29 protein-coding genes are annotated in these 24,676 nt (G+C 37.6%); 27 read left to right on the forward strand and 2 right to left on the reverse strand.

Features of this window, described 5'->3' with window-relative positions:
• Positions 1 to 42 precede the first annotated feature (42 nt).
• The 5 genes from NSR00_RS03195 (at position 43) to NSR00_RS03215 (ending at position 3,580) form a co-directional block, all read left to right on the forward strand.
• Positions 43 to 294, forward strand: a complete 252-nt coding sequence (locus NSR00_RS03195; RefSeq protein ID WP_063389678.1) for a DUF2535 family protein — start codon at positions 43 to 45, stop codon at positions 292 to 294.
• A gap of 213 nt (positions 295 to 507) precedes the next feature.
• On the forward strand, positions 508 to 1,356 hold the full coding sequence (locus tag NSR00_RS03200; protein ID WP_340786941.1) for a DegV family protein: 849 nt from the start codon (positions 508 to 510) through the stop codon (positions 1,354 to 1,356).
• Positions 1,357 to 1,464: 108 nt separating this feature from the next.
• Positions 1,465 to 2,037, forward strand: coding sequence for an SCO family protein (locus NSR00_RS03205; RefSeq protein ID WP_094245660.1), 573 nt, complete (start codon positions 1,465 to 1,467; stop codon positions 2,035 to 2,037).
• Positions 2,038 to 2,168: 131 nt separating this feature from the next.
• A complete protein-coding gene (locus NSR00_RS03210) occupies positions 2,169 to 2,996 on the forward strand; it encodes an SGNH/GDSL hydrolase family protein (RefSeq protein ID WP_340786944.1) in 828 nt (275 codons plus the stop codon).
• Between the two features lie 5 nt (positions 2,997 to 3,001).
• Positions 3,002 to 3,580, forward strand: a complete 579-nt coding sequence (locus NSR00_RS03215; RefSeq protein ID WP_066250274.1) for a YpmS family protein — start codon at positions 3,002 to 3,004, stop codon at positions 3,578 to 3,580.
• Between the two features lie 32 nt (positions 3,581 to 3,612).
• On the opposite strand, the gene NSR00_RS03220 is transcribed toward NSR00_RS03215, so the two are convergent.
• A complete protein-coding gene (locus NSR00_RS03220; RefSeq protein WP_340786946.1) occupies positions 3,613 to 4,992 on the reverse strand; it encodes an RsmF rRNA methyltransferase first C-terminal domain-containing protein in 1,380 nt (459 codons plus the stop codon).
• Between the two features lie 172 nt (positions 4,993 to 5,164).
• On the opposite strand from NSR00_RS03220, the gene ypmT reads away from it, so the two are divergent.
• The 18 genes from ypmT (at position 5,165) to NSR00_RS03310 (ending at position 21,166) form a co-directional block, all read left to right on the forward strand.
• Entirely contained in the window at positions 5,165 to 5,359 is a 195-nt protein-coding gene (ypmT, locus tag NSR00_RS03225) for a protein YpmT (protein ID WP_063389739.1), read from the forward strand.
• A gap of 151 nt (positions 5,360 to 5,510) precedes the next feature.
• Positions 5,511 to 6,716, forward strand: a complete 1,206-nt coding sequence (locus NSR00_RS03230; RefSeq protein WP_066250280.1) for an MFS transporter — start codon at positions 5,511 to 5,513, stop codon at positions 6,714 to 6,716.
• A 165-nt stretch (positions 6,717 to 6,881) separates the two neighbouring features.
• A complete protein-coding gene (gene msrB / locus NSR00_RS03235) occupies positions 6,882 to 7,853 on the forward strand; it encodes a peptide-methionine (R)-S-oxide reductase MsrB (RefSeq protein WP_066250282.1) in 972 nt (323 codons plus the stop codon).
• Between the two features lie 293 nt (positions 7,854 to 8,146).
• Positions 8,147 to 9,085 (forward strand): magnesium transporter CorA family protein, encoded by a 939-nt coding sequence (locus tag NSR00_RS03240; RefSeq protein ID WP_340786950.1) that lies wholly within the window; start codon positions 8,147 to 8,149, stop codon positions 9,083 to 9,085.
• A gap of 365 nt (positions 9,086 to 9,450) precedes the next feature.
• Entirely contained in the window at positions 9,451 to 9,600 is a 150-nt protein-coding gene (locus tag NSR00_RS03245; protein ID WP_340786954.1) for a YjcZ family sporulation protein, read from the forward strand.
• Positions 9,601 to 9,724: 124 nt separating this feature from the next.
• Entirely contained in the window at positions 9,725 to 10,723 is a 999-nt protein-coding gene (bioB, locus tag NSR00_RS03250; protein WP_117016921.1) for a biotin synthase BioB, read from the forward strand.
• A 217-nt stretch (positions 10,724 to 10,940) separates the two neighbouring features.
• Positions 10,941 to 11,168 (forward strand): YozE family protein, encoded by a 228-nt coding sequence (locus tag NSR00_RS03255; RefSeq protein ID WP_063389688.1) that lies wholly within the window; start codon positions 10,941 to 10,943, stop codon positions 11,166 to 11,168.
• A gap of 148 nt (positions 11,169 to 11,316) precedes the next feature.
• Entirely contained in the window at positions 11,317 to 11,931 is a 615-nt protein-coding gene (locus NSR00_RS03260) for a hypothetical protein (RefSeq protein ID WP_261308781.1), read from the forward strand.
• Between the two features lie 176 nt (positions 11,932 to 12,107).
• On the forward strand, positions 12,108 to 12,296 hold the full coding sequence (locus tag NSR00_RS03265; protein ID WP_340786960.1) for a hypothetical protein: 189 nt from the start codon (positions 12,108 to 12,110) through the stop codon (positions 12,294 to 12,296).
• Between the two features lie 2 nt (positions 12,297 to 12,298).
• Positions 12,299 to 13,108 carry a serine/threonine protein kinase gene (locus NSR00_RS03270; RefSeq protein ID WP_340786963.1) on the forward strand — a complete coding sequence of 270 codons (810 nt, stop codon included), beginning with the start codon at positions 12,299 to 12,301 and terminating at the stop codon, positions 13,106 to 13,108.
• On the forward strand, positions 13,109 to 13,879 hold the full coding sequence (locus tag NSR00_RS03275; protein WP_063389692.1) for a sporulation protein: 771 nt from the start codon (positions 13,109 to 13,111) through the stop codon (positions 13,877 to 13,879).
• A gap of 1,013 nt (positions 13,880 to 14,892) precedes the next feature.
• Positions 14,893 to 15,495: a phosphatase PAP2 family protein gene (locus NSR00_RS03280; protein WP_340786966.1), complete on the forward strand. Its 603-nt coding sequence runs from the start codon at positions 14,893 to 14,895 to the stop codon at positions 15,493 to 15,495.
• A 79-nt stretch (positions 15,496 to 15,574) separates the two neighbouring features.
• Positions 15,575 to 15,883, forward strand: a complete 309-nt coding sequence (locus tag NSR00_RS03285; RefSeq protein WP_063389740.1) for a YodL domain-containing protein — start codon at positions 15,575 to 15,577, stop codon at positions 15,881 to 15,883.
• Positions 15,884 to 15,980: 97 nt separating this feature from the next.
• Complete coding sequence (gene deoD / locus NSR00_RS03290; RefSeq protein WP_130157585.1) at positions 15,981 to 16,685, forward strand: purine-nucleoside phosphorylase; 705 nt, start codon at positions 15,981 to 15,983, stop codon at positions 16,683 to 16,685.
• A 206-nt stretch (positions 16,686 to 16,891) separates the two neighbouring features.
• Entirely contained in the window at positions 16,892 to 17,308 is a 417-nt protein-coding gene (tnpA, locus tag NSR00_RS03295; RefSeq protein WP_094246129.1) for an IS200/IS605 family transposase, read from the forward strand.
• A complete protein-coding gene (locus NSR00_RS03300; RefSeq protein ID WP_340786889.1) occupies positions 17,309 to 18,589 on the forward strand; it encodes an RNA-guided endonuclease InsQ/TnpB family protein in 1,281 nt (426 codons plus the stop codon).
• 168 nt (positions 18,590 to 18,757) lie between these two features.
• Positions 18,758 to 19,597, forward strand: coding sequence for a M15 family metallopeptidase (locus NSR00_RS03305; protein WP_340786970.1), 840 nt, complete (start codon positions 18,758 to 18,760; stop codon positions 19,595 to 19,597).
• 183 nt (positions 19,598 to 19,780) lie between these two features.
• Positions 19,781 to 21,166 carry a S41 family peptidase gene (locus NSR00_RS03310; protein ID WP_445659573.1) on the forward strand — a complete coding sequence of 462 codons (1,386 nt, stop codon included), beginning with the start codon at positions 19,781 to 19,783 and terminating at the stop codon, positions 21,164 to 21,166.
• A 536-nt stretch (positions 21,167 to 21,702) separates the two neighbouring features.
• On the opposite strand, the gene NSR00_RS03315 is transcribed toward NSR00_RS03310, so the two are convergent.
• Positions 21,703 to 22,116, reverse strand: coding sequence for an Hsp20/alpha crystallin family protein (locus NSR00_RS03315; RefSeq protein WP_063389698.1), 414 nt, complete (start codon positions 22,114 to 22,116; stop codon positions 21,703 to 21,705).
• A 138-nt stretch (positions 22,117 to 22,254) separates the two neighbouring features.
• Here NSR00_RS03315 and rarD point away from each other — a divergent pair, with 138 nt between their 5' ends.
• The 4 genes from rarD to bshB2 are packed head-to-tail and all read left to right on the forward strand — an operon-like array spanning position 22,255 to position 24,503.
• Complete coding sequence (gene rarD, locus NSR00_RS03320; RefSeq protein ID WP_340786973.1) at positions 22,255 to 23,154, forward strand: EamA family transporter RarD; 900 nt, start codon at positions 22,255 to 22,257, stop codon at positions 23,152 to 23,154.
• A gap of 34 nt (positions 23,155 to 23,188) precedes the next feature.
• Positions 23,189 to 23,455 carry a hypothetical protein gene (locus NSR00_RS03325; protein ID WP_340786976.1) on the forward strand — a complete coding sequence of 89 codons (267 nt, stop codon included), beginning with the start codon at positions 23,189 to 23,191 and terminating at the stop codon, positions 23,453 to 23,455.
• Between the two features lie 14 nt (positions 23,456 to 23,469).
• Positions 23,470 to 23,817 (forward strand): YojF family protein, encoded by a 348-nt coding sequence (locus NSR00_RS03330; protein ID WP_311067244.1) that lies wholly within the window; start codon positions 23,470 to 23,472, stop codon positions 23,815 to 23,817.
• 17 nt (positions 23,818 to 23,834) lie between these two features.
• On the forward strand, positions 23,835 to 24,503 hold the full coding sequence (bshB2, locus tag NSR00_RS03335; protein WP_063389702.1) for a bacillithiol biosynthesis deacetylase BshB2: 669 nt from the start codon (positions 23,835 to 23,837) through the stop codon (positions 24,501 to 24,503).
• Positions 24,504 to 24,676: the final 173 nt, after the last annotated feature.

A 24,676-nucleotide genomic window follows, 5' to 3' on the forward strand; every position in this document is an offset into this window, starting at 1 on the left:
TGTTGTATAATAGAAGAAACGGGTAAAAAGAGGATTGATACTTTGCTATTTAAAAGCCTAGAGTTCAAACTTGAAAATGGACAGAAGGTGAAGATTGTTGAAATCCCAGTATTGGAGGAGGATAACTCTTACCGTTTCATGTTAAATATTCATTTGCAGCTTTTTATAGCGAACATTTGCAAAGAATCAAAGCCAAAAAGCCTTTATAATTTTCGAAGCTATTTGAAGCATGCTTTAAAGTGGAAAGATTATGAATCAATTTTTCAAGACAACCGATTAAAACATAACGCTTAAAGAAATATCCCTTGCAGATATTTGATTATCGGCAAGGGCTTTTTATTTTTTTAAGCGTTTTGGAGAAGAAGGAGAGATCTGCGAAATTAACCGTTTTTGAATTTTTAAGTTTCAAAATATGTTAGGACGGGTAAAGATTAGAGACTGTTTCTTTTCTTTTGATCAGAAACGTGATAAGGTTGAAATATTATTGTTTGATAGGAAGTGAGTGTATTGACACAAAAGGTAAGGATCGTTACCGATTCAACAGTAGATTTAGATAAAAATATTTTGGAGGAATACAATATTGAAGTTGTTCCGTTAACCTATACATTGAATGGTGTATCTTATACGGACGGCATTGATTTTGAACCAGCGGAATTTATTGAAAAAATGATGGAATCAGCAGAAATACCGAAGAGTTCTCAGCCTTCTCCGATCCATTTTAAGGAAGTGTATGATCGCCTTCATGCAGAAGGTTTTCAAGTGCTATCCATTCATATGTCCGGTAAACTGAGCGGAACAGTGCGCGCCGCACAGCAAGGGGCAAGCCTGACCGAGGGAGAAGTTACGGTCATAGATTCCAACTATATATCTAGCGCTTTAGGTTTTCAAGTGATTGAAGCGGCAAAAATGGCAAAAAAGGGAGCAATGTTAGACAAAATAATCTCTCATATAGAACAAGTACGAAAAAACACTTTTCTTTATGTATCAGTAGACACTCTTGAGCATTTGCAAAAAGGGGGACGGATTGGAAAGGGAAAGGCTCTATTAGGCTCGTTATTGAATATTAAACCGATCGCTTCTTTACAAGACGGGATCTTTACGCCAATCACAAAAGTTAGAAGCCATTCGCAAGTTGTTAAATTTTTTATGAAGCAATTGATTCAAGATATAAAAGATCGCGATTTGCAGAGGATTGGGGTGGCGCATGCCAATGCATTAGATTTGGCGCTGCGCTTAAAAGAGGAATTGTTGAAGATCACAACCGCTGATAAAATTGATATTTGCACAACGACACCAATCATTTCCATTCATACCGGCAAAGGAGCTTTAGGAGTTTCTTACTATGTGAAGCCATAAGTAAAAGCTAGTTTTTTTGAATCTTTTATGAATCATTTTGGAATTTGTTTTCACTTGAATGAAAATTTGATACACTTTCGATGAGAATAGGTGAAAGGTGAATGATCGATGAAGAAGAAAATGTTCATTTCCTGTTTTCTGTTATTGATCTTTTTAACGGCTTGCAGCGGAAATAAAATAAAAGATCCGTTGAATTATAAAGTGGAAAATTTTGAATTTACGGATCAAAACGGACAGCCCTTTGCTTTAGCAGATTTAAAAGGGAAGGTTTGGGTAGCTGATTTTGTTTTTACAAGCTGTGAAACCGTTTGTCCGCCGATGACAGCCCATATGGCTCAATTGCAGGAAAAAGCGGAAAAAGAAGGTGTTGAAGTCGAATTTGTATCATTCAGCGTTGATCCGGAAGTAGATACACCAGAGAAACTGAAACAATTTGCAAATCAATTTTCCGATTCTCTTGACAACTGGCATTTTTTAACCGGATACAGCCAAGAGACAATTGAAAACTTTGCAAAAAACAGTTTTAAAACGATCGTTCAAAAACCGGAAAGCGATGATCAGGTCATTCATGGAACGAGCTTTTATTTAGTGGATCAAAACGGAGTTGTTTTAAAAAGCTACAACGGTGTTGAAAATACGCCGTATGACGAAATCATCAACGATATAAAAGCTGTTCAATAAAGTTTAAAGTTGGCCTAAAGCGTCTGACAGCAGGGGGAAAGGACCCTCTGTACATGATGCCTTTGGGTCAATTTTAAACTTTTTTTCGTATGATATAATAAAAAGAAAGAGATCGTCACAAGGTGATAGGAATGCTGTCGAAAAAATTTTCTCTTCTTATTATGACTTTTTTCTTATTAACCGGATGTGTCCAAAAATCCACTGCTTCTCCTTCAAATCAAGCGAAGGCGGAAGAGGAAGAGAGCAAACCGATTGAAACTGAAATCGCTGTCGCGGGGAATGAAAGTAGGTCCAGCTCTTTTCAATTGCAAGGAGATATCAAAATTGTTGCACTTGGCGACTCCCTGACAAAAGGAGTGGGCGACCGAACAAAAGAAGGCTATGTTGGTCTCGTTTCAGATGAATTAGAAAAAAAGGAAGACATTTCATCTGTTTCAACAGTCAATTTTGCAGCGATGGGGCATTCAACGGAAAATTTGTTAAAAAAGCTTGATGAAGATCAAGTAAAAAAGGAATTGGAAGATGCCGATCTCATTATCATGACGATTGGTGCAAATGATTTAATGAAAGTCGTGCGGGAAAATATTTTTGAATTAACAGTTGAACTTTTTCAAGAAGAACGCCTTCTTTATGAACAACGTTTAAGAGACATTATGAACAAGATCCGGTCGACAAATGAACAGTCAGTCATTGCGTTTATTGGGCTTTATAATCCGTTTGCGTGGAAATTGGCAGAATTTCCGGAAATTGATATGATTATTTCGGAATGGAACGAGCGGACGAAACAAATTTTGCTCGGAGATGGACGTGCGGTATTCGTTTCAATTCAGGATATTTTTCAAGAAGGAGAGGACAAAAACCTCTTATATACAGATGAATTCCATCCGAACGAGAACGGATATGTATTGATTGCGGCAAGGGTTATGGAAACATTGGAAAATGGAACAAAAAAGGATTGAAGTAAATGAATAAATGGAAGCTTGCATTTTTTATCTTGCTGTTTTCCAATTTTTTGATTATTCTCATCTCCTCTGGTCTTCTGCTTATGCCTGGGGAAAAGCCACCTCTGAAAAAGGAAGCGGAAGGTAGTAAAGATTTTGCTGTCTTTAAAGTGGAAACAGATAAACAGACAGTAACTAAGGTCATCAATGATTATTTAAAAAAGGAAGCCGTTCATCAGCCTCTCACATACTGGGTTGAAATTACGGATGATATTAAACTGTACGGCAGCCTTCTCGCTTTCGGCCGGGATTTGGACATGGTCATGTCTTTTGAACCGAGTGTACAGCAGGGAAACGTCATTTTAAAGGTGAAAAGCTTATCGGTTGGGAGACTTTCCGTTCCGGTTTCTTATGTGTTGAAATATATTGATTCCCAATACCACTTTCCAAAAGAAGTGCAGATTGATGCAAAAAATCGCCAGATTGTAGTCTTTCTTGATCAGCTGGCATTGGAAAACGGGTCTAAAATTCAAGCTGAAAAAATTGATTTGGAGGAAGGGGTAATTTCAGCAAATTTGTATGTTCCGCTCCCTCTCAAATAAGTAAGCGGGTATCAAAACCCGCTTTTGTTTTGTCAAAATTGAACACGAAGACCTTTTGGATAAAAGTTTTTAATGGTTCCTTTCGTTTCTTTTCCCCAACCGATCGATTCGCCGTCTATTGTCATTAATATCCATCCCCTGTCTACACCCAATGGAGATGAAATCGTTTCTCCCGTTAAATAAGCTTGCCAATCTTTTTCGTTCGTTGAGAAGGAATAACTGTATTTCACATCATTTGGTGTGAGTGACAGGGCAAGATGATGATTCGGTTCAAATCGTTTCTTTTTGATTTCTCCAAGATGGAGACCCGCCCGCAAAACGTTCAACGAAGTAATATCTGGGCATTTTTCAGGTAATACATACAGCTGTTGTTTTTTCAAGAAAAATGCCCCGGTTATTCTTTTCTTTAAAAAAGAATGTTCGAATTGCTGAAACTCAGCTAATTGCTGTTTTTTGACATTTGATTTTAAATATGAAACGCTGCTTCTCGTATTGTTTTCGCCATTTTTGATTAATTTCGCAACGAAATGCCCTTCACCTTTGATTTTATGCGGCCAAAGGCGGATGCATTTTGAAATTTCTTCAAAATTCGTTTTTGTCCATTCCACTCTTCCTCGATCAAAACCTTCACGTTTAGGAATTTCAACAAGAGACATTTCTGGATGCATGCTTACAAATGCCTCAATAACCTGTTCATTTTCTTCAGGAGAAAACGTGCAGGTGGAATAGACGAGAGTTCCGCCGGGTTTTAACATTTGAGACGCTAAAGATAACAGCTTTTTTTGCGTGTACGAGCATTTTTCAACAAGATCCTCGCTCCAAAATTCGATGGCGTTATCATCTTTTCGAAACATTCCCTCTCCAGAGCACGGGGCATCAACTAAAATTTTGTCGAAATAATTCGGAAAGTGTTGAACCAGTTTTTCGGGCCGTTCATTTATCACAATAGCGTTTTGAATTCCGAAACGTTCAATATTTTCCGATAGTGCTTTCGCTCGTTTGAAATGAATTTCATTTGAGATAAGAATTCCTTCATTTTCCATCGCTGCGGCAATTTGCGTCGATTTTCCTCCTGGCGCAGCGCACAAATCTAATATTTTTTCTCCGGGTTTTGCCTGAAGCACTTCAGCAGGAACCATAGCACTCGGTTCTTGTATATAATAGAGCCCAGCTGCATGAAAAGGGTGTTTTCCGGGCTCGTCTTGTTTTTCATCGTAATAAAATCCGTCTTCACAAAAGGGAACTGAAGAAAGAGAAAAAGGTATTTTCCGAATGAACGTTTCTTTTTCTATTTTTAGACGATTGAAGCGCAGCCCCTTGATCGGTTCATCCCGCAAAGCAGAAAAAAAATCATCTGCTTCATTTTTTAACAATTGTTTCATTTTCCGGCAAAAATCATCAGGTAATGCCATATTTCAGATCTCCTTTCCTAAAATATTATAGCGGAATATGAAACATAATGGCGAAAATTCTTTCTGGCGAATTCTTGACGGAGAGGTGAAGATAAGAGAAAATAAATTGTTAGAGATGAAACATTTTTATAGAAAAAGAAAAGCAAGGGAATTTGGTGTAGGGGTGATGTATTTGAAAAAAATATATTTAATTGCTAGCATCGTCATGTTCCTCCTTGCTGTTTATTTTGGCGGTATGGCATATAAACAATACCTTGCTGGAAACTTAGATTACAATTTAGACAAAGTTTACATAAATGTCGGTTACTGCGCCTTGTTTTTAAGCATTGCTGTATATGTACTTCATTTGCGCGAGCATAAAAGTTAAAGAAAAGCGAGATAGAAAGGGGATCCAGAAGGATGAAAAACGTCCTTTGATGGATCGCCTTCTTTCTTTCTTGTAAAAGTAAAAATTTTACATCGTAGTTGATTCTTGATACATAAAAATTTAAAGTCAAAGATATGCAGGTGAAGTTATCATGTTACGTTCAAATAAACAAAATATCTCCCTTATATTACTGCTTTGCAATGTTTTTATCGCTTTTTTAGGAATCGGACTCGTTGTTCCGGTTTTGCCCGCTTATATGAATGAACTAAATTTATCGGGCGTTTATATGGGATATCTCATAGCAGCATTTTCAACTGCCCAGTTGTTTTCCTCGCCGGTCACGGGGATTTTTACTGACCGTTTTGGCAGAAAGATTATGATTGTCATCGGTTTAGTTTTGTTTGCTGTATCCGAATTTTTATTTGCAATAGGTTCTGCGTTCTTCTTGCTTTTGATTTCAAGAATAATTGGCGGAATCAGCGCGGCATGTATTATGCCCGCTGTTACTGCGTTTATTACAGATATCACCACTTTAGAGGACAGGCCGAAAGCGCTTGGATATTTGTCTGCCAGCATTAACGCAGGTTTTATTATCGGGCCCGGCATCGGAGGATTTGCAGCAGAATTCGGCATTCGGGTGCCGTTTTTTCTTGCGGCATTTATTGCGCTTGTCGCAGCCGTTTTTTCCATTCTCCTTTTAAAAGAACCGCTTCCAAATGATAACATTCAACAATTAGATGAAAAACAAACTCGTCTTCAATTTTTCAGCGAATTAAGCAAATCGATCAAACCTCCGTATGTTGTACCGCTATTGATCGTGTTTGTTTTAGCATTTGGTCTTTCCGCATATGAAACGATGTTCGGTTTGTTTGTCGATAAAAAATTCGGTTTTTCGCCGAAAGATATTTCCATCGTCATAACAACAGGAACGATTTTTGGACTCATCGCCCAAATCGTTTTCTTTGACAAGCTAGTGAAGTATCTTGGCGAGAAAAGGTTGATTGAAATTTGTTTATTAGGCGCTTCCGTCTTTATTTTTCTGTCAACCTTAGTTGACGGCTACTTTTTCATTATGGCTGTAACGTTTGCTGTATTTTTAGCATGCGATCTTCTTCGACCAGCTGTCACCACTCTATTATCCAATATGGCAGGAGATGAACAAGGGTTTATTGCCGGCATGAACTCTACTTATACAAGTTTAGGAAACATTGTCGGTCCTGCGATTGCAGGAATTTTGTTTGATATCGACGTCGATTTTCCATACGTTTTAGCTTCCATCGTTTTGCTTTTAGCCTTCATGATGGCAGCGTTATGGCCATTTCGTGATAACATGGAGCAAAAAAGGAAAAATTCTTAATGGAACGAATATACTAGTTTTTGCACTTCGCTATGCTTGAGTTGCAAATCAATTGTTTTGTTCTTTTTAATCGTTTTATAATGTATTGTAGGAAGAACAAGTTGATCTTTACTTTTGCGATGAGAATGAGCAGGCAGGAAAATTAGCTAAAGGGAGGGAAAAATGATGAGCAATGAAAAATATGAATTGGCTACTTTTGCGGGTGGCTGCTTCTGGTGCATGGTCCAGCCTTTTGATGAGCTTCCGGGAATTATTAAGGTTGTTTCCGGATATACGGGAGGACATAAGGAAAATCCGACATATGAAGAAGTGTGCTCGCACACGACGGGTCATGTGGAAGCCGTGCAAATTACCTTTGATCCGAACGTGTTTCCATATAAAAAGCTTCTGGATATATTTTGGCAGCAAATTGATCCGACTGATCCGGGCGGACAATTTTATGACAGGGGAGAATCTTACAAAACGGCTATTTTTTATCATTCGGAGGAACAGCGCGAGCTCGCGGAACAATCGAAAGAGCTTTTAGAAAAAAGCGGACGTTTTGAAAAACCGATTGCGACCGAAATATTGCCGGCAAAACCTTTTTACCCAGCCGAAGACTATCATCAAGATTACTACAAAAAAAATCCTTTTCACTACAAACGGTATCGTCAAGCGTCTGGACGGGATGAATTTATACGCAAGCATTGGAGCGACTGGGATAAAGAAGAGCTGAAGAAACGATTGACTCCGATGCAATATGAGGTGACGCAAAACAACGGGACGGAGCCTCCATTTCAAAATGAATATTGGGATCATAAAGAAGAAGGGATTTATGTCGACATCGTCTCGGGAAAACCGCTTTTCAGCTCGCTCGATAAATTTGATTCAGGCTGCGGATGGCCAAGTTTTACAAAACCGCTTCATCAGCATGAGATCGTCGAAAAATTAGATACATCTTACGGCATGATCCGTACAGAGGTTAGAAGCAAAACGGCGGATTCGCACCTTGGACATGTTTTCCCTGACGGTCCAGAACCGACAGGCCTTCGCTACTGCATTAACTCGGCTGCGCTTCGCTTTATCCCGAAAGATCAGCTCGAACAAGAAGGCTATGGTGAATATAAAAAACTGTTTGAAGTCGATCAAACAGAGTAAAGATTATATGTAAACGAATGGGCACAAAAACATGTGCCCTTTTTTTATTAAATGTTCAAATTTATGTAAAATTCCGTTAAAACCTATATACATCGTAAAACAAAATTGGTATCATATATTAGGTTGAATTTTTATGGATGAAGGAAGGTGAAAATCGTTTATGAATAGCGGTTCTTTTTTAGATCCGGACGGACCCGAGATAGGTAAGGCAGTATGTATGCGGAAAGAGGCGCTGTTCGTAAGCGATGACACTCTTGCGCGTGCAGACTGCCTCTAGCAAAGGAGGTTAAAGCATGCTGAACATTTATATGTCAAGCGCGAACGGCCAATTGAAGGAAATTGAAGATATTCAAAACGGTTGTTGGATCAACATGGTGGCACCGACTGAGGAAGAAGTTCATTTCGTGTCAGAACGGCTGCAAATTCCAATAGACTTTTTTAAAGATGCACTGGATGATGAGGAAAGATCCCGGATTGAAAAAGAGGACCACAATGTGTTGATTATTGTTGACATTCCGGTTATCACGGTAGATGACATCGGGCAAACGTTTTATGAAACGATCCCGATCGGAATGATCATTACTGACAGTTGTTTTATTACAGTATGTTTGCAAGGAAACCCAATCTTTGAACAGTTTGCCAGAAACAAAGTTAAAGGTTTTTATACGTTTATGAAAACGCGTTTTGCTTTTCAAATTTTATATTTAACTTCAACTTATTATTTGCGATATCTGAAACAAATTAATCGCAAAACGAGCGAAGTAGAAAAAGAGCTTCATCAATCGATGAAAAATAAAGAATTTTTTTCATTGCTCAGTCTGGAAAAAAGCTTAGTTTATTTTACGACATCGCTGAAATCCAATAATATTGTCATGGAAAGGCTGCTGCGATTAAATTACTTGAAAATGTATAAGGAAGATCAAGATCTTTTGCAAGATGTCATTATCGAAAACAAACAAGCAATTGAAATGACAGAGGTATATTTAAGTATTTTAAGCGGAATGATGGACGCATTTGCATCAGTCATTTCCAACAATGTCAATATTGTCATAAAATTTTTGACGGCAATTACGATCGTCATCTCTATTCCGACATTAGTAGCGAGCGTGTATGGAATGAATGTGCCGATACCGTTTCAAAATCATCATTTTGCGTTTTTTATTCCCATTGCCATTTCATTGCTCATGTCAAGCTTAACAGCTTATATTTTTTGGAAAAAAAGATATTTTTAAACTTGTACAACCATAACTGGTCAGATGACTCTGAACTAATAGTAGCAGCTTATGTCGGAAAAAGACGAATTTGCCCACTCCTTTTCTTTCGTTGACCGCTGCCATGTCTATAGTAATCTCAAATAATCTAAAATTTGTAAAATTGATTTTTTAAGACAATCACAATGCGGTCGCAGATGAAGTTCCACCTCATGTTTCTTATAGGACGATATCATCTGCCCGCTTGCACAACTGGTGTTTCCAATTTCCAACTGCAGGGCGTTTGTTCCAAAGAATTTGGAAAAATAGGCATGTGCACATACCTGAAAGTCCAAAAAAACATAATGTAAACTGAAACCTAGATTAAAAAATGAGGAGTGGGGCAAATGCATTTTCACCATCACGATTTTCACCATTGTGGACATGGATACGGTTATCCGGTACATGGTGCTGGATATGGCGGCGGATCTTCATTCGTTTTGATCGTAGTATTATTTATACTTTTGATCATTGTCGGCTGCGCTTATGTAAAATAAAAAAATCCTGCCTGTTCGGGCAGGATTTTTATCTGCATTTTATGTAAACTTAATTCAAAAAATAGTTGACATATATCCTTTCTTTTTTTACCATTTAAGTATTACAGAAAAGGGGGATTACGAAATGAGAATCGATTGGGTTGAATTAGCCGAAAACGTACTATTTGGACATAAAATAACTTATGAGGAAGCTGCTGCAATTTTGGACTGTCCTGATGAAGAATTGCTGCTTCTTCTGCATGGTGCTTACAAGATTCGAAAAGCATTTTACGGGAATAAAGTGAAGTTAAATATGATCATGAATGTAAAATCAGGATATTGTCCTGAAAACTGTTCCTACTGTTCCCAATCTTCCGTATCAACGGCTCCGATCAACAAATACCCGCTGCTTTCAAAAGAAGCCATTTTAGAGGGGGCCAAACGGGCACAAGAGTTGAAAGCTGGAACTTTCTGCATCGTTGCAAGCGGAAGAGGTCCTACAAACCATGAGGTAGAAAAAATATGCGAATCTGTACGCGAAATAAAAGATACATACAACTTGACGGTTTGCGCATGTTTAGGAATTTTAAAAGACGAACAGGCGGAACGATTGAAGGAAGCTGGTGTCAATCGATACAATCATAACTTGAACACATCAGAAAGATATCATGAACATATAGTCACTAGTCATACATATGAAGATCGCGTAAACACAGTTGACAAAGTCAAACGTGCAGGGATTTCTCCTTGCTCCGGTGTGATTATCGGGATGGGTGAATCGAAACAAGATGTTATTGAAATGGCTGCTGCTTTAAAGAAGATCGACGCAGATTCTATTCCGGTTAATTTTCTTCATCCTATTGAAGGAACTCCGTTGCAAGGAGAAAATAATCTTAATCCTCGATATTGTTTAAAGGTGCTTGCCTTATTCCGCTACATGCTGCCGACAAAAGAAATACGCATTTCCGGAGGAAGGGAAGTAAACTTGCGCTCGCTGCAGCCTTTTGGGTTATATGCGGCTAATTCTATTTTTATCGGAGACTATTTAACAACTGAAGGACAGGAAATGTCAAAAGATCACGAAATGTTAAAAGATTTAGGCTTTGAGATTGACTTAAATCCGCTTCCAGAAACCGTTCAATAAGGAAACGGTGTCTTGGCATAATGGATCGTTGTTTTTTAATCAGTGGAGAATAAATATGGTCCATTCTATAAAACAATAAAAAATCTTTTTCCAGCTGCAGCTGAAGAAAGAGCATTTTTCTCTTTAAAACCGCTCCATAAAAAGGCGGTTTTTTTATTTTCGAAAATTTATCAAAACGTTATAATGAAACAAGCAAATTTTTTAGGAAGGTGGAAATATGAGTTCTTTTTATCATTATTTGATGACGTTCAGACATCCTAAACCGAAGGACAAAATCAGCAAGTTTGCAAACGATGCTTATCTTGACCACAGCTTTCCGAAAAATTCAACTGATTATGATGAACTCAGCAATTACTTGGAATTAAATGGATCATATTTGGAAAACATGTCTGTTTTTGATGAAGCTTGGGAAAAATATGTTCAATTGATTGAACAAAAACATTGACTGAGCCTTCAAAATAGTCCGCCCAACTCAAACAAGTTGATGATGCATATAATGTGATAATCGAAAGAGTGATGGCATTAAAGGGGGTGCCTTCATACTGAAAAGAAAAAAACCGAAGTTCAATATTGGCGATCAAGTCGTTATTACTTTGTACGGTACTTTGGGGACGATTACAAACATCCATACGATGGACGAAGAGTTTTTATATGAAATCAATTACAGTGAAATTTTATATTTTGAACATTCATTACAGTTTTTATCAGAATATGATGGGACTGTGTTTGAGTCAGAAACGGTTGAAGTGGAACTGATGTTTGGAATTGGCGACCTTGTTTATGTGAAAGGCTATGGTGATGAAATTTTCAAAATTGTCGGGTACCGGACGGAATTGTGGAGATATAAAGACGATGCGTGGGAGGAAGTGATTTATGAATTAGTGCGGGTGCGCGACGGGGAATGGATGGAATCATCTGCGGATGAATTAAAGCTGGCCGTTTCAAAAAAAGAAGCAGATCAACATTTGCAAAATATTCATATTATCCAACATATTGCTGGGATGGACGCACAGAAAAATGCTTCTGCTCCGATGAACAGCCAAAAAAACGAAAAGAAAACAAAGCCTATGCAGCAGGAGATCATTGATTCCCTCCTTGATCTGTATAATGATTACAAAGGTCTTTACGATTTATTTGGGGATAAAAAATATAAGGAAATGATGGACGTTGTCATTCAATATTTGAAAAAAATGAGCCGCTTACCATGATCTTTTTTTTGAAAAATTTTCTAATGAAAAAACTGCAATGGATGACAAGTAATAGAAATAGAGGAATGGAAGATTACCAGGTCTTCCAATCTTTTTATTCAAAAAATTTTTTAAACTGAAACCAATGCAGATTTTTTTCGTAAAAACAAGTAATACAAGAAGGAGGGAAAAGGTGTATGTTGAGAAAATTCATCAAATCGTTTTTAGGCCATCGCCCTTACCATTATTCCAGCAGCAGCCACTACCACAAAAAGCATTATCCTAAGTCAAAATACAAACATGATCCAACTTCTTACGGCCATCATTATTATAAAAGAAAACATCGCTCTCGGTTTGGATTCTTTTCCGGTTCGTATAGCAGCTGATGATGGAAGTATGGAAAAAGTTTTGGAAGCCGTTTCCGCTTTGGGGTGAGCGGCTACATAAACCAGGATCTGTTATCGAACGATACGTAGTCCAAAAATTTTTAGGAGTAGGGAGCTACGGAATCACGTATCTTGCAGAAGATTTGTCCACACATCAAAAAGTCGTTTTGAAGCAGCTCCGAAAGCGAAGAAAAACAATGGGTGAACGGCCTTTTCAAAAAGAAAGGGAAATATTGCAAAAATTAAGTCATCCTGCCGTTCCAGCTTTATACGCTGAAATCAATGATGGTAGCCATCAATATCTTGTCATGGAATACAAAGAAGGGCTAACATTTGAGCAATTAATCTTTCAATTTGGAAAAAAATATTCCGAAAAAGATGCTTTTCATTATTTAACAAAAATTCTCGAAGTTGTCCAGTATATACATGATCAAAACGTTGTCCACCGTGATTTAAGAATACCGAACATTCTTCTTTACAACGACAGTATTTCCATCATTGATTTTGGCTTGTCCCGTTTGATTACAGATGAAGAAGAGGAGAGTTTTCATAAATGGGAGCCGGAAAAGCAAAGGATGTGTAAAATTAGCTTTCTGACGGATTTTTATGCGCTGGGGCATTTCGTATTGTTTTTGCTTTATTCATCATTTGATCAAAAGGGAAAAAAAGAAAAAAGTTGGGAAGAGGAGCTAGATATTTCCGTAGAATCAAAGAATATTATAAAAAAGCTGTTTGGAATGGATGGTTCATACAGATCAGCAGAGGAGATTCTAGAGGATATTCAGAAAAATTCCGAAATAGGGGGAGAATAAATGTCTCTATTTAATAAAATTTTCGCGGGCATTGGGATTGGAGCGGCAAAAGTAGATACGAAGCTTACCTCCTCAACGTTCTATCCCGGCGAAGAGGTGAAAGGCATTGTTGTCATTAATGGAGGAAACGTTGAACAAAAAATTGACGAAATTTACTTGTCCGTTCTTACGCATTATATAAAAGAAGTAGATGATCGTAGAGAGAAGAGGCAAGCAGAAATCGCTAAAATACAAATCAATAAACCTTTCGTCATACTGCCGAATGAAACGAAAGAAATTCCGTTTTCATTTCAGCTTCCGCTTGATACTCCAATTACTATCGGAGCATCCAAAGTATGGATTCATACCGGATTGGATATTAAAGGAGCGATCGATCCGAAAGATACGGACTATATCGACGTTGTTCCCGGCGGCTTAATGAAGGAAGTATTAAACAGTATAAACCGAATCGGATTTAAGCTCCTTCAAGTTGAAAATGAAGCAGCGCCATATCGTTTAAGAAAAAGGCTACCGTTCATTCAAGAGTTTGAATTTTATCCGACTTCCGGTCCATTTAGAGGCCGTTTAAAGGAGCTTGAAATTGTTTTCTATTCGATAGGCGAACACGATATTGAAATGATTATGGAAATTGATCGAAGAGCAAGAGGACTTTCCGGGTTTCTCGCCGAAGCGCTAGATTTGGATGAAAGCTACGTTCGAGTTCGTGTAAGCAGGCAGGACGTGCCGAATCTTGATAGCAAGCTTATCAATATCATTCGCCAATATAGCTGATAAACAAGGAGAGCCTAGTTTTTTTGTATGAAAATTTTTCAATCATGTCCAATTTAAAAGGCTGTTGTCATAAAATCCGACGGGGAATAGAATCAGTCGGTTATGGCGTAAGTCGGTGTATAACAAAGCTCTCATATTAGCGACAACGGAGAAGACTATTCCGTTTAGAAAAGCTGTCAAAGTAGCTGTGCAGTCAAATTACGCGGCATTTTTAACTAGCTAAATTTATTGTGGCCGCGATAAAATCGGACCAACCCAAAATGGGAGGAAGAGGGCGCATTAAGGCTGCGAAAATGGAAGGGGTGTTGGGCAGCACATATCGTCACCCCTCTGCTTTTGCTGCTCAGAAATAGAAGCCAGCTATCAAAAATTTATGGCGATGAAGAACTTAAAAATCAAAGCTCTCTATGTATATAAAGACGGAAGGAAATGTATCCAGTTCACACACTCTCTTGAAAAGATGAATGAACGGATTTATCAATGCGCGGCAACAGTAAACTTCTTAACTTGAATAAGAAAATACCAGCAGCACGCAAAGGAAATTCTCCTCCACCTTATTAAAAGGCGGCCATCACTACTATTTAACATCAAAAAGAAGCATCATTCTTTTATTGCTTTGCTCGGTTAATTTTACTATTGTTCATGAACCCATAAATAGTTAAGAAAACAAAAAATATACATAAGACTGTAAAAGTGATGCTATAACCTATATTATGTTCGCTGTAATTGTCATAAGCAAACATCCCCAACACGATCGAATTGATCAACAAATTTAATAGTATGAATGGATGTATTTTTTATCCACTGTTTTCCACCACCTCCCCAACTATCATTCTATCATAGGTTTCAGCAAAAATTGTTTCGAATATCAGCGATAATAAGAATAAGACGTTTTAAACGATTTGCGTTTTTCCTATTTTTTACTATACTAAGAAATACAACGAAACGAAGGGAGGAAAAAGCGATTACCTTTCCCACTTTCGCTAAAAAGTGGCATATCTTCGCTGCCTTAGATGAATAAAACATATATATTTTTCATCCTGCTTTTTTATTTGATAACGAGTTCCTTTGCGATTAAAAATGAGACAGTTCGCCATGTTGACGATACAATTGTTCAATCAATCGATGGGGTTCGAAATGATCCATTTACTTCCATTATGTTCTTTTTCACAGAAATTGGTTCATATCATATTCTTCTCCCTGTCACTATTTTCATAAGTATTTATTATATATTTCGAAAAAAATGGATCACGTTCATTATTCTTTACATAAATTTATACGGAGTTCGTTGGATGAATGAAATGATAAAAGAAATAGTGAAAAGAGAGCGCCCTGATTTTGATCGACTGACCGATATTTCCGGCTACAGTTTTCCAAGCGGTCATACGATGAATTCAACAGCTGTCTACGGTTTGATCGCTTATTTAATCAGCACCCGCATAAAAACAGGAAAGCGGGTCGTTTTTGCCGTTTCCAGTATTTTATGTCTGTTGATTGGATTAAGCAGAATTTATTTGGGAGTTCACTATTTAACAGATGTTTTGGCGGGATTTGCGGTTGGATTATGCTGGCTTATGTTTATCTTGACAATATCAGAAAAGGTTCGACAAAAGTAGTTGACATTCGCAGCAGGAATTCCCTCCATTGACAGCAAATAAGTTTGGAAAATTGTATTTGGAGGGGACAAGGTTGGCACTGAATCTTCTTAAATTGTCTAATCCATCGACCGATTATGATGTGACCATCTTTCAAACACCAAACATCGGGGAGAAAAAAGGGTATCGACCCGTATACCGCTTAACTGTCCGTGCAAAAAATCATCAGGAAGTGCTCAAAAAAATTTTTCGGAAATTTAATATTTCGGAAGCGATCCCTCCGGATTATAACGGACGTTATATTTGGACAGGAGACATTGTTTTTATTGATGAAGGAAAAAATGGAACAAAGTATTATAAATTAGTGACCGGCGGGTGGAAAAAAATTCACCGCATTCACGTCCGGTGATTGGAGGATGCAAAATATGCTGCACGGATTCTCATGAAAAATCTGCTATGTTATGATAATATTACTTCAATTATTTTAAATGAAGGGGCTTGATAACATGAGCATTCATATTGGTGCGAAAAAAGACGAGATTGCTGACAAAATATTGCTTCCCGGTGATCCCCTTCGGGCCAAATATATTGCGGAAACTTTTTTAGAAAATACTGTATGCTACAACAAAGTTCGAGGAATGTACGGTTTTACCGGAACTTACAAAGGAAAGCGCATCTCTGTCCAAGGAACAGGAATGGGGGTTCCATCGATTTCGATTTACATTCATGAACTCATGCAAGAGTACGATGTGCAAACGCTTATTCGCGTTGGCTCCTGCGGTTCCATTCAAAAAGACGTCCACATCAGAGACTGCATTTTAGCTATGAGCGCATCAACGAATTCCCAAATGAACCGCATAACGTTTGGCTCTGTTGATTATGCGCCTACCGCTAATTTTGATTTGTTGAAAAAAGCTTATGATGCTGCAGTATCAAAAGGAATCGACGTCAAAGTCGGAAGCGTGTTCACGACGGATTTATTCTATAATGATCAAGCGGAGCACGAAAAATGGGCTGAATACGGAATTTTGGCAATTGAAATGGAAACGGCTGCTCTTTATACACTTGCTGCGAAATTCGGCAGAAGAGCATTATCTGTTTTAACGGTCAGCGACCATGTCCTGACTGGGGAAGAAACATCTGCTGCCGAAAGGGAATCGACCTTTAACGAAATGGTTGAAATCGCTCTTGAAGCTGCTATACAGGAATAACACGGCATGTGCGGCATCATGCCGCTTTTTATTTTTAAAAACATGTTCACAAAAAATGAAGGGAACGGCTTAGGATAGACAAGCGAGAATCCTCCCCTTTTTAAAGGGGAGATGAATCGCTTTTTTTATATTTTATAAAGACTATATGTGGTTTATTAAAGATTGAAATAATTGGTTTTTTTGTATATTTTTGATATACTATATGTATGAAGAAAACAAATTTAATTCACGCAAGAACTTGTGTTTATAATGTTAATTATCATATTGTATGGTCTGTGAAATATCGAAAGAAGGTTTTGACACAAGAGGTTGAGTTATATCTCAAGAAAATTTTTAAAGAGATTGCAGAAGAAAAAGGTTTTCTGTTGCAGATGGTAGAGGTGGGTGAACAAGATCATATTCATGTATTTGTATCAGCTCATCCAAAAATAGCACCTTCTTATATTGTCAAAATGTTAAAAGGGATTTCAGGGAGAAAAATTTTTCTGCAATTTCCTGAAATCAAACAAAAATTATGGAAAGGAGTATTATGGAACTCTAGTTATTATATTGAAACCGTTGGCTCTATTAGTGAGGATGTCATAAAACGCTATATTGCTAACCAAAAGAAAGGTGGTGACTAAATGAAAAAGGTATCGTATTTCACCTATAAAGCGAATCGAACCAATCAAATCATCTTATATCACTTGTGTTATGCCAGTCGTAAGTTATGGAATGTGGGGAACTATGAAAAACGGAATTGGTCGAAAGAACAAGGTGTACCGTTCCCGAATTGGTATGAACAGAAAAAACGATTAAAAACACATTTTTGGTATAAACAATTACCTGCTCAATCAGCACAAGAGGTCTTAAAAGTCTTGCAAGAAGCGTGGGTGTCTTTTTTCAAACTAAAGGAAAGCAATGGAATAGATAATCCACAACCACCACGATTCAAACATCAAAACTTTAATGTCCGTTTTCTAAATAACAGTTTCAAATTGGTGGAGAACAATACCAAAATTCGTTTACCCATTCCAAAGGCTCAAAAAGCCTTTTTAAAAGAAACGTATGGATTGGAAGAAAGTTATCTTTATATCCCGATTCCGAAACATATCGAAATCGAAAAGATAAAACTGATGGAAGTGAAACCCATCAGTCGAAAAGAATATACGATTTATCTGATTCAAGAATACAAAGATGTACCATTGAAACAAAAGAATAGCACGAAATTTTTATCGATTGACTTAGGGATTGCCAATGCGATGACTTGTTATGATTATCAAGGAAAAGCACACATCATTTCAGGAAGGCAATGGCTATCCGTTGAACGCTACTTTCATAAACAAATCGCCCATTTTCAAGCGATTGGTTTCGCTCAACAATGTGCTAAAGGAATACAATACCCGAAACCTTCCAGACGTGTGTTACAACTTTATCAAAAGAAAAGAAAACAAGTGCATCACATGTTGCATTGTATGACAAGAAAAGTGATTGATATTGCTCTGCAACAAGGAGTCGAAACGATTGTGATTGGTGACATTACAGGTATACGAGAACAAGCGAAATTCAACAAGAAAACGAATCAAAAATTGCATGGTTTTCCGTATGCGAAAATCATTCAAATGATACGGTATAAAGCGCAGGAGCAAGGAATAGATGTTCGTTTATTAACCGAAGAATACACCTCTCAAGCATGTTCAGTATGCCAAATGTTCCCTTGTGAAGAAAACGCAAAGCCGAGTAATCGGATTCATCGAGGGTTATATGTATGTAACGACTGTCATACAACCATCAATGCGGATGTGAATGGTGCTATCAATATCAGCAAAAAGTATCTGAAAGAGATTAAGGCTTTATCTCAATCAGTAGTGGTGTTGGACACGCCGACTGTGTATACGTTTAACGGACAACAGTTCGTTGCGTAGAACAGGAAGCTCGTCATTTCAATGACGAGTAGTTCACTTTTTGAAAGATCGTCATCTGCTCCTTTCTTTTATTGAACATTATGATAAGTTATAATGTAGGAACCGTTTTTCTTCTGTTTGGACAAGTGTTAAAATAGGAGTGAGAGATTATACAAGGTGGGAATTTTTATGCATAAAATCATTCAAGTCACGATTCTTGCAGCTTTGATGCTTGCCGGATGCTCAATGCCATTTGATAAGCTTCCCTTTTTTCATGGAAGCGACTATGTTGAAGAGAATGAACCGCAAGCAAAAACAGTAGAAAACAAAGAACTCGTCCAAACAACGGAAAAAACCGTCCAAACAGAACAAATTGATCCGGAATTTTTGCTTGAGGAGCAATATTTTAATGTCGTACAAACGGTTAACGGTCAACCCGTTATTCAAAATCCTGACAATATTTTAGTTCTTGTCAATAAAGATTTTTTCCTTCCTGTCGACTATAAACCAAATGATTTGACAGTGCCAAACATACAGTTTTCATTCGGGGACGCGGATGTTCCAAAGCGTTATTTGCGCAAGGAAGCAGCTGCGGCACTTGAACAGCTTTTTCTAGCTGCGAAAAAAGACGGCGTGATTCTTTTCGGAGCCTCAGGCTTTCGTTCGTACGATCGGCAGGTTGAGCTGTTTGAAGCAGAAAAAAAACATAAAGGGGAGCAAAAAGCAGTTCAAGCAGTAGCAAAACCTGGTCAAAGTGAGCATCAGACAGGGTTATCTATTGATGTGACGAGTGAAAGTGTAGATTTTCAAATTACTGAAAAATTTGGGGAAACGAAGGAAGGAAAATGGCTTCAACAAAACGCCCATAAATTTGGCTATATTATCCGCTATCCGAAAGGGAAAGAAGCGATCACAAAATATAAGTATGAGCCTTGGCATATTCGCTATGTTGGAAAGAAAGCTGCAAAAGTCATATATGAAAATAATTTAACACTTGAAGAATATTTCCAAAAAGTAAAGAAAATTTAACCGAAGCTCTCCCGCTGAAGCGGGATTGATTTTTTCATAAACAAGAGATGAAGGATGAAAGAGCGTTGATTTAACGTTTTGACTTGCCATTTCTTTGCCGACAGAAACACATAGATCGTTTGACGATATTGTAATTGTCGGACATAATGAAATGGATGGATTAAAGGGGGAGTTGTGTTGTATATTAAAAAACGAAATTTTTTCATCGCAATTGTACTGACGGTCATCATAACTTGCGGTTTTACGCTCACATTACTCAACTTTACGTCAGCATCTGAAAAAGAAAATGATAGTTTTGAGAAGCTTTATTCAGCATATGATACGTTAAAGCAAGAATATTATAAAAAAATAGATGATGAAAAATTGGTAGAAGGTGCTGTCAAAGGGATGGTAGAATCTCTCGACGACCCGTATACGTCATATATGGATTTGAAAGAATCAGAAGGATTTGAAGAAAATATATCTTCAAGCTTTGAAGGAATCGGTGCAGAAGTAACAGAGACGAACGGCTATATCATGATCGTCTCACCGATAAAAGGCTCGCCTGCCGAGAAAGCAGGGTTGAAGCCGAGAGATAAAATTTTAAAAGTTGACAATAAAAGTGTTGAAGGAATGTCTGTGAATGAAGCGGTATCTCTTATTCGTGGCGAAAAAGGAACGAAAGTAAGCCTTGAAATTGAACGGGATGGCGTCGGCACGCTGACCTTTACGATTACAAGAGATACGATTCCGATTGAAACAGTTTATAGTGAAGTAGTAGAAAATAAAATTGGAAAAATACAAATCACAAAATTTTCCGAGAACACTGGAAAAGAATTGGCAGATGCATTGACAGAGCTGAAGGAGAAAAAAGTAAAAGGAATTGTCCTCGATTTAAGACAAAATCCTGGGGGATTGATGGACCAAGCCATAACGATGTCAAATATGTTTGTAGACAAAGGCAAAAAGATTTTGCAAGTTGAAGCAAAAGACGGATCAAAGGATATTTATAAAGCGGAAAATCAACCAATCGTTGATGTACCGGTCGTAGTCATCACAGATAATGGAACAGCCAGCGCAGCCGAAATTATGGCCGCGGCTTTGAACGAATCGGAGGGAATTCCGATTGTAGGAGAAAAAACGTTCGGAAAAGGAACCGTTCAAAGCGCTAAAACGTTTGAAGACGGTTCGTCGATGAAATATACGACTGCCAAATGGCTGACACCTTCAGGCAAATGGATTCACGAAAAAGGAATAGAACCTCAATATAAAGTGACTTTGCCTGAATATGCTCATTTACCATATTTAAATCCGGAAAAAACGTTGCAGGAAGGCGACGTTTCAACAGAAGTGAAAACAGCTGAAAAAATGCTTCAAGCTTTAGGCTATAAAACAGATGTGGATGGATATTTTGATAAAGCATTAAAAAATACTGTTGTTGCTTTCCAAAGAGACCATCAATTAAAACAAACGGGGAAAATCTCACAAGATACGACAATCAAACTGATGGATTTAGTAAGAGAAAAAATTGAAAAAAATGATACCCAAATGAAAAAAGCAATTGAAGTATTGAAATCGAAGATGGAATAAAATTGACAGCAGCGGCTTGGTCTTCCGGCCGCCTTCTTTATTTTCAGATTTGTTCAAGCATATTGTTGGCATTGAAAGGACTTTATTTAGGTAAAGTCCTGTTGCAAAATCTTTACTTAACTGATTTTTTCTATACGATGAAGAAAGAGGGAATGATTGCTAATACAACTAAGGCATCCAAATATATGTAAAGTGATCGCAAATAAAAAAGGGCAAGTGACAAATATTTTGCTTTTAAATTCTTGCCTGCCTTCTCCACTTTTCATTTCATTTTAAAAAATTTAATAATCATAGACCTCCCTATCGTTCTGCCATTTTCATTTCATTTTTGTTGAGCTTTCATATAATGCGGCGAACGTTCGCTTCGATATTTTTGAATTGGTGTTAAGAAAAGGGATTAAAGTAAAATGCGGAATCGGATTTGTCGCATTTCATCTTCAGTTTCAGGAATATGTTGAAGATCCCTTTTGGCAGTGCGGAGTTTATCCATACAAAAATTGGATGAGTGGAGGCTGGTTAACAAAACCGGCCTCATTTTACTCAGATGGGAAAAGATCAATTTCCGTATAATGATGATCTTTTAATTTCACGAATTTAATTTCAAGAATTCCGTCAGAAAATACGGCTTTTGTCCCTTTTCTTTTCACAGGTGCAGGAAATACAAATTTTTTTTGTTGATTTTTTTCCGGATAATTCATAAGATGCAAATGGTGTTGGTTATGTTGGATTTTTATCATTTTTTTTAAATCATCATTCATCGGAAGTTTAATATAGATAAATTCATCTGTCTCATAAAATTCAGGTGAAGGAGGAGCTTCTTTATGATTCATAATAGGAAAAGGACTGGTGAATGGGAATTGCTCCGTATAGTGTGAACCAAACGCTTGCTTCATTACTTCCTGAATATATTGTTCAACATGTCCGGCATTCATGTTTTTCCAAAGATTCATTGCTCACACATCCCTCTTCGACCCTAATTGTTACATTGTAATATATGACTGCTGCGGAAAGATCGTTCAAAACAATTTCTTGGAAAAAGCGATCGAAACAGAATATAATGTGTGATATGGGAAGGAAGATGATCTAGCATGAGATCAGGAATCATGTATATTAGTCTATCTTATATTTTATGGGGGATATTCCCTATTTATTGGAAAGTATTAGACCATGTGTCATCTGAGGAAATTTTGGCTCATCGAATCATATGGTCTTTTGTTTTTGTGTTGCTGTTGCTTTTGTTCCAAAAACGATTTGCTGATTTTTTATATGAGTGCACAAAAATCGTTAAATCACCCAAGATTTTGTTAACGTTGGCTCTTTCATCCTTCTTAATCAGCGCCAATTGGTTTGTTTATATTTGGGCGGTGAATCATGACCGTGTGCTTGAAACAAGTCTTGGTTATTACATAAATCCATTGGTGAGTGTACTATTAGGAATGATCTTTTTGCATGAAAAACTTAACAAAGGGCAGCAGATCGCGTTTTTGTTTGCGGCTTTCGGAGTGCTCATATCAACTGTCCATTATGGCCATGTCCCGTGGACATCGCTTATTCTTGCGAGTACATTCGGGTTTTATGGACTGGCTAAAAAAGTGATAAAATTAGATTCTGCTTTTGGTCTGGCGCTTGAAACGTTTGTTGTGTTTCCAATAGGAATCATTTATGTGCTATACTTAGAATCGTTAGGAAGCAGTGTTTTTTTTGAATGGGATGCATCGACCAACTTTCTTCTAATGGGAACAGGCGTCATTACAGCGATCCCTTTATTGTTGTTTGCGAAAGGTACGCCTAAAATTCCGATGTATTTTCTCGGAGTCTTGCAATATATTGCGCCAACGATCACTTTTTTTCTCGGCGTTTTTCTTTACCACGAGCCGTTTACTGTTGTAGAATTGATCACCTTTGTTTGCATTTGGACAGGCATCATCATTTTTACAATGAGTGAACCTTCTTTCAAAACAATATGGAAGACTAGACTCTCAAAGTAACCTCATGCAAGCAGGTTCCTCGAGGTGAATAAATGTGAATGATAACGAACTTCTTCATGCATACAGAAAACTTTGGTCAAACCGAACTCTTTCAGTAGGGTCAGATGAGAAAAAAACGTTGGAAGAGGCGATTAAAAAAGAACTCCTCGATGAAATGACTCACCCTAGAGTAAGAAAAAGTCCAGATAAAAAATTACTAGATGCGCAGAAACGCATTATAGCAGCCGACATTTCACCGGAAGAGAAGCTTGAATTAATCAGCAAGCATATGGAGATGTATGAGAAAATCTTAACAAAATAAAGAAGGTGGAAGCTTTGAAACCGATTGATCCGATAAGGGTTCAAAAAATCATTGATTCTTTTTTACATAAAGAGGTGTATATTCATCTTGAAACGACAACCGGTGCTTATACTTCACACCACAATCAAAACAGCATGACTATTGTCGCGTTTGTCCGAAATGCAAAAATTACATTTTCACAAGGTAAAATAAAAGGAACAGGACCATACCGTGTCGGATTAAAAACAGAGGAAGGCTGGGTGTATGCTGAAGGTCTTACCGATTATACCGTTGATGAACAAAATCGCCTGCTCATGGCCGGCCACGATCGAGATGGAAAGCTTGCCATTGCATTACAAATTAGTGAAACTCCATTTACTTAAAAAGGAGAGAGGAATAAATGGAAGAGAGGTTATTAGTGATCCTGCCTCATCCCGACGATGAATCGTTCGGAGCAGCAGGACTGATCGCTTTAAAACGGAAAGCAAACGTACCTGTCACGTATGCTTGCTGCACTTTAGGCGAAATGGGCCGCAGCATGGGAAAGCCTTTAATCGCCAATAGGGAGACATTAAAAGATATTCGAAAAAAAGAATTGGAGCAGGTCGCAAAAATTTTAAATATAAACGATTTACGAATGCTCGGCTATCGGGATAAAACATTGGAATTTGAAGATGAAGAAAAATTGGCAGACCACTTTGAACAGATCATCCGGGAAGTCAAACCGACCCTTCTTGTCACATTTTATCCTGGTTATGCTGTTCATCCAGATCACAACGCTTGTGGCGAGGCGGTTATTCGTGCGGTGAAACGCTTGAAAAGGGAGGAGCGTCCAACCGTTTATTGCATAGCTTTTTCAAACGATCGATTTGAACATATAGGCGAGCCGGATGTAGAAATCGATATATCTGAAGTTGCAGATATAAAAATACAGGCATTGAAGGCTCATCGATCGCAAACTTATTCCATCGTAGAAAAAATAGAAGAAGGAGGAAAAGACCTCCCTCAATTTCAACAATTTTTTCATAAAGAAACGTTCTGGATTTACCCATTTGATGATGAAAAATAAACGATCGAATAGGTTGCTTTGAAAATATTTACAATACAGGTCTATCATCCTCTTTTTTGAAAAAATGATGAATTTTATCTTATAATATAGTAAAATATGAAGAAAGTTGTCGATATAATAAGTAAGAAATTTTATTGTACGATAAACGAACATAGGATGTCTCATATGAGGAG

Origin of the sequence: Aeribacillus sp. FSL K6-8394, assembly GCF_038008865.1 — a bacterium.
Taxonomy (GTDB): Bacteria; Bacillota; Bacilli; order Bacillales; family Aeribacillaceae; genus Aeribacillus; species Aeribacillus composti.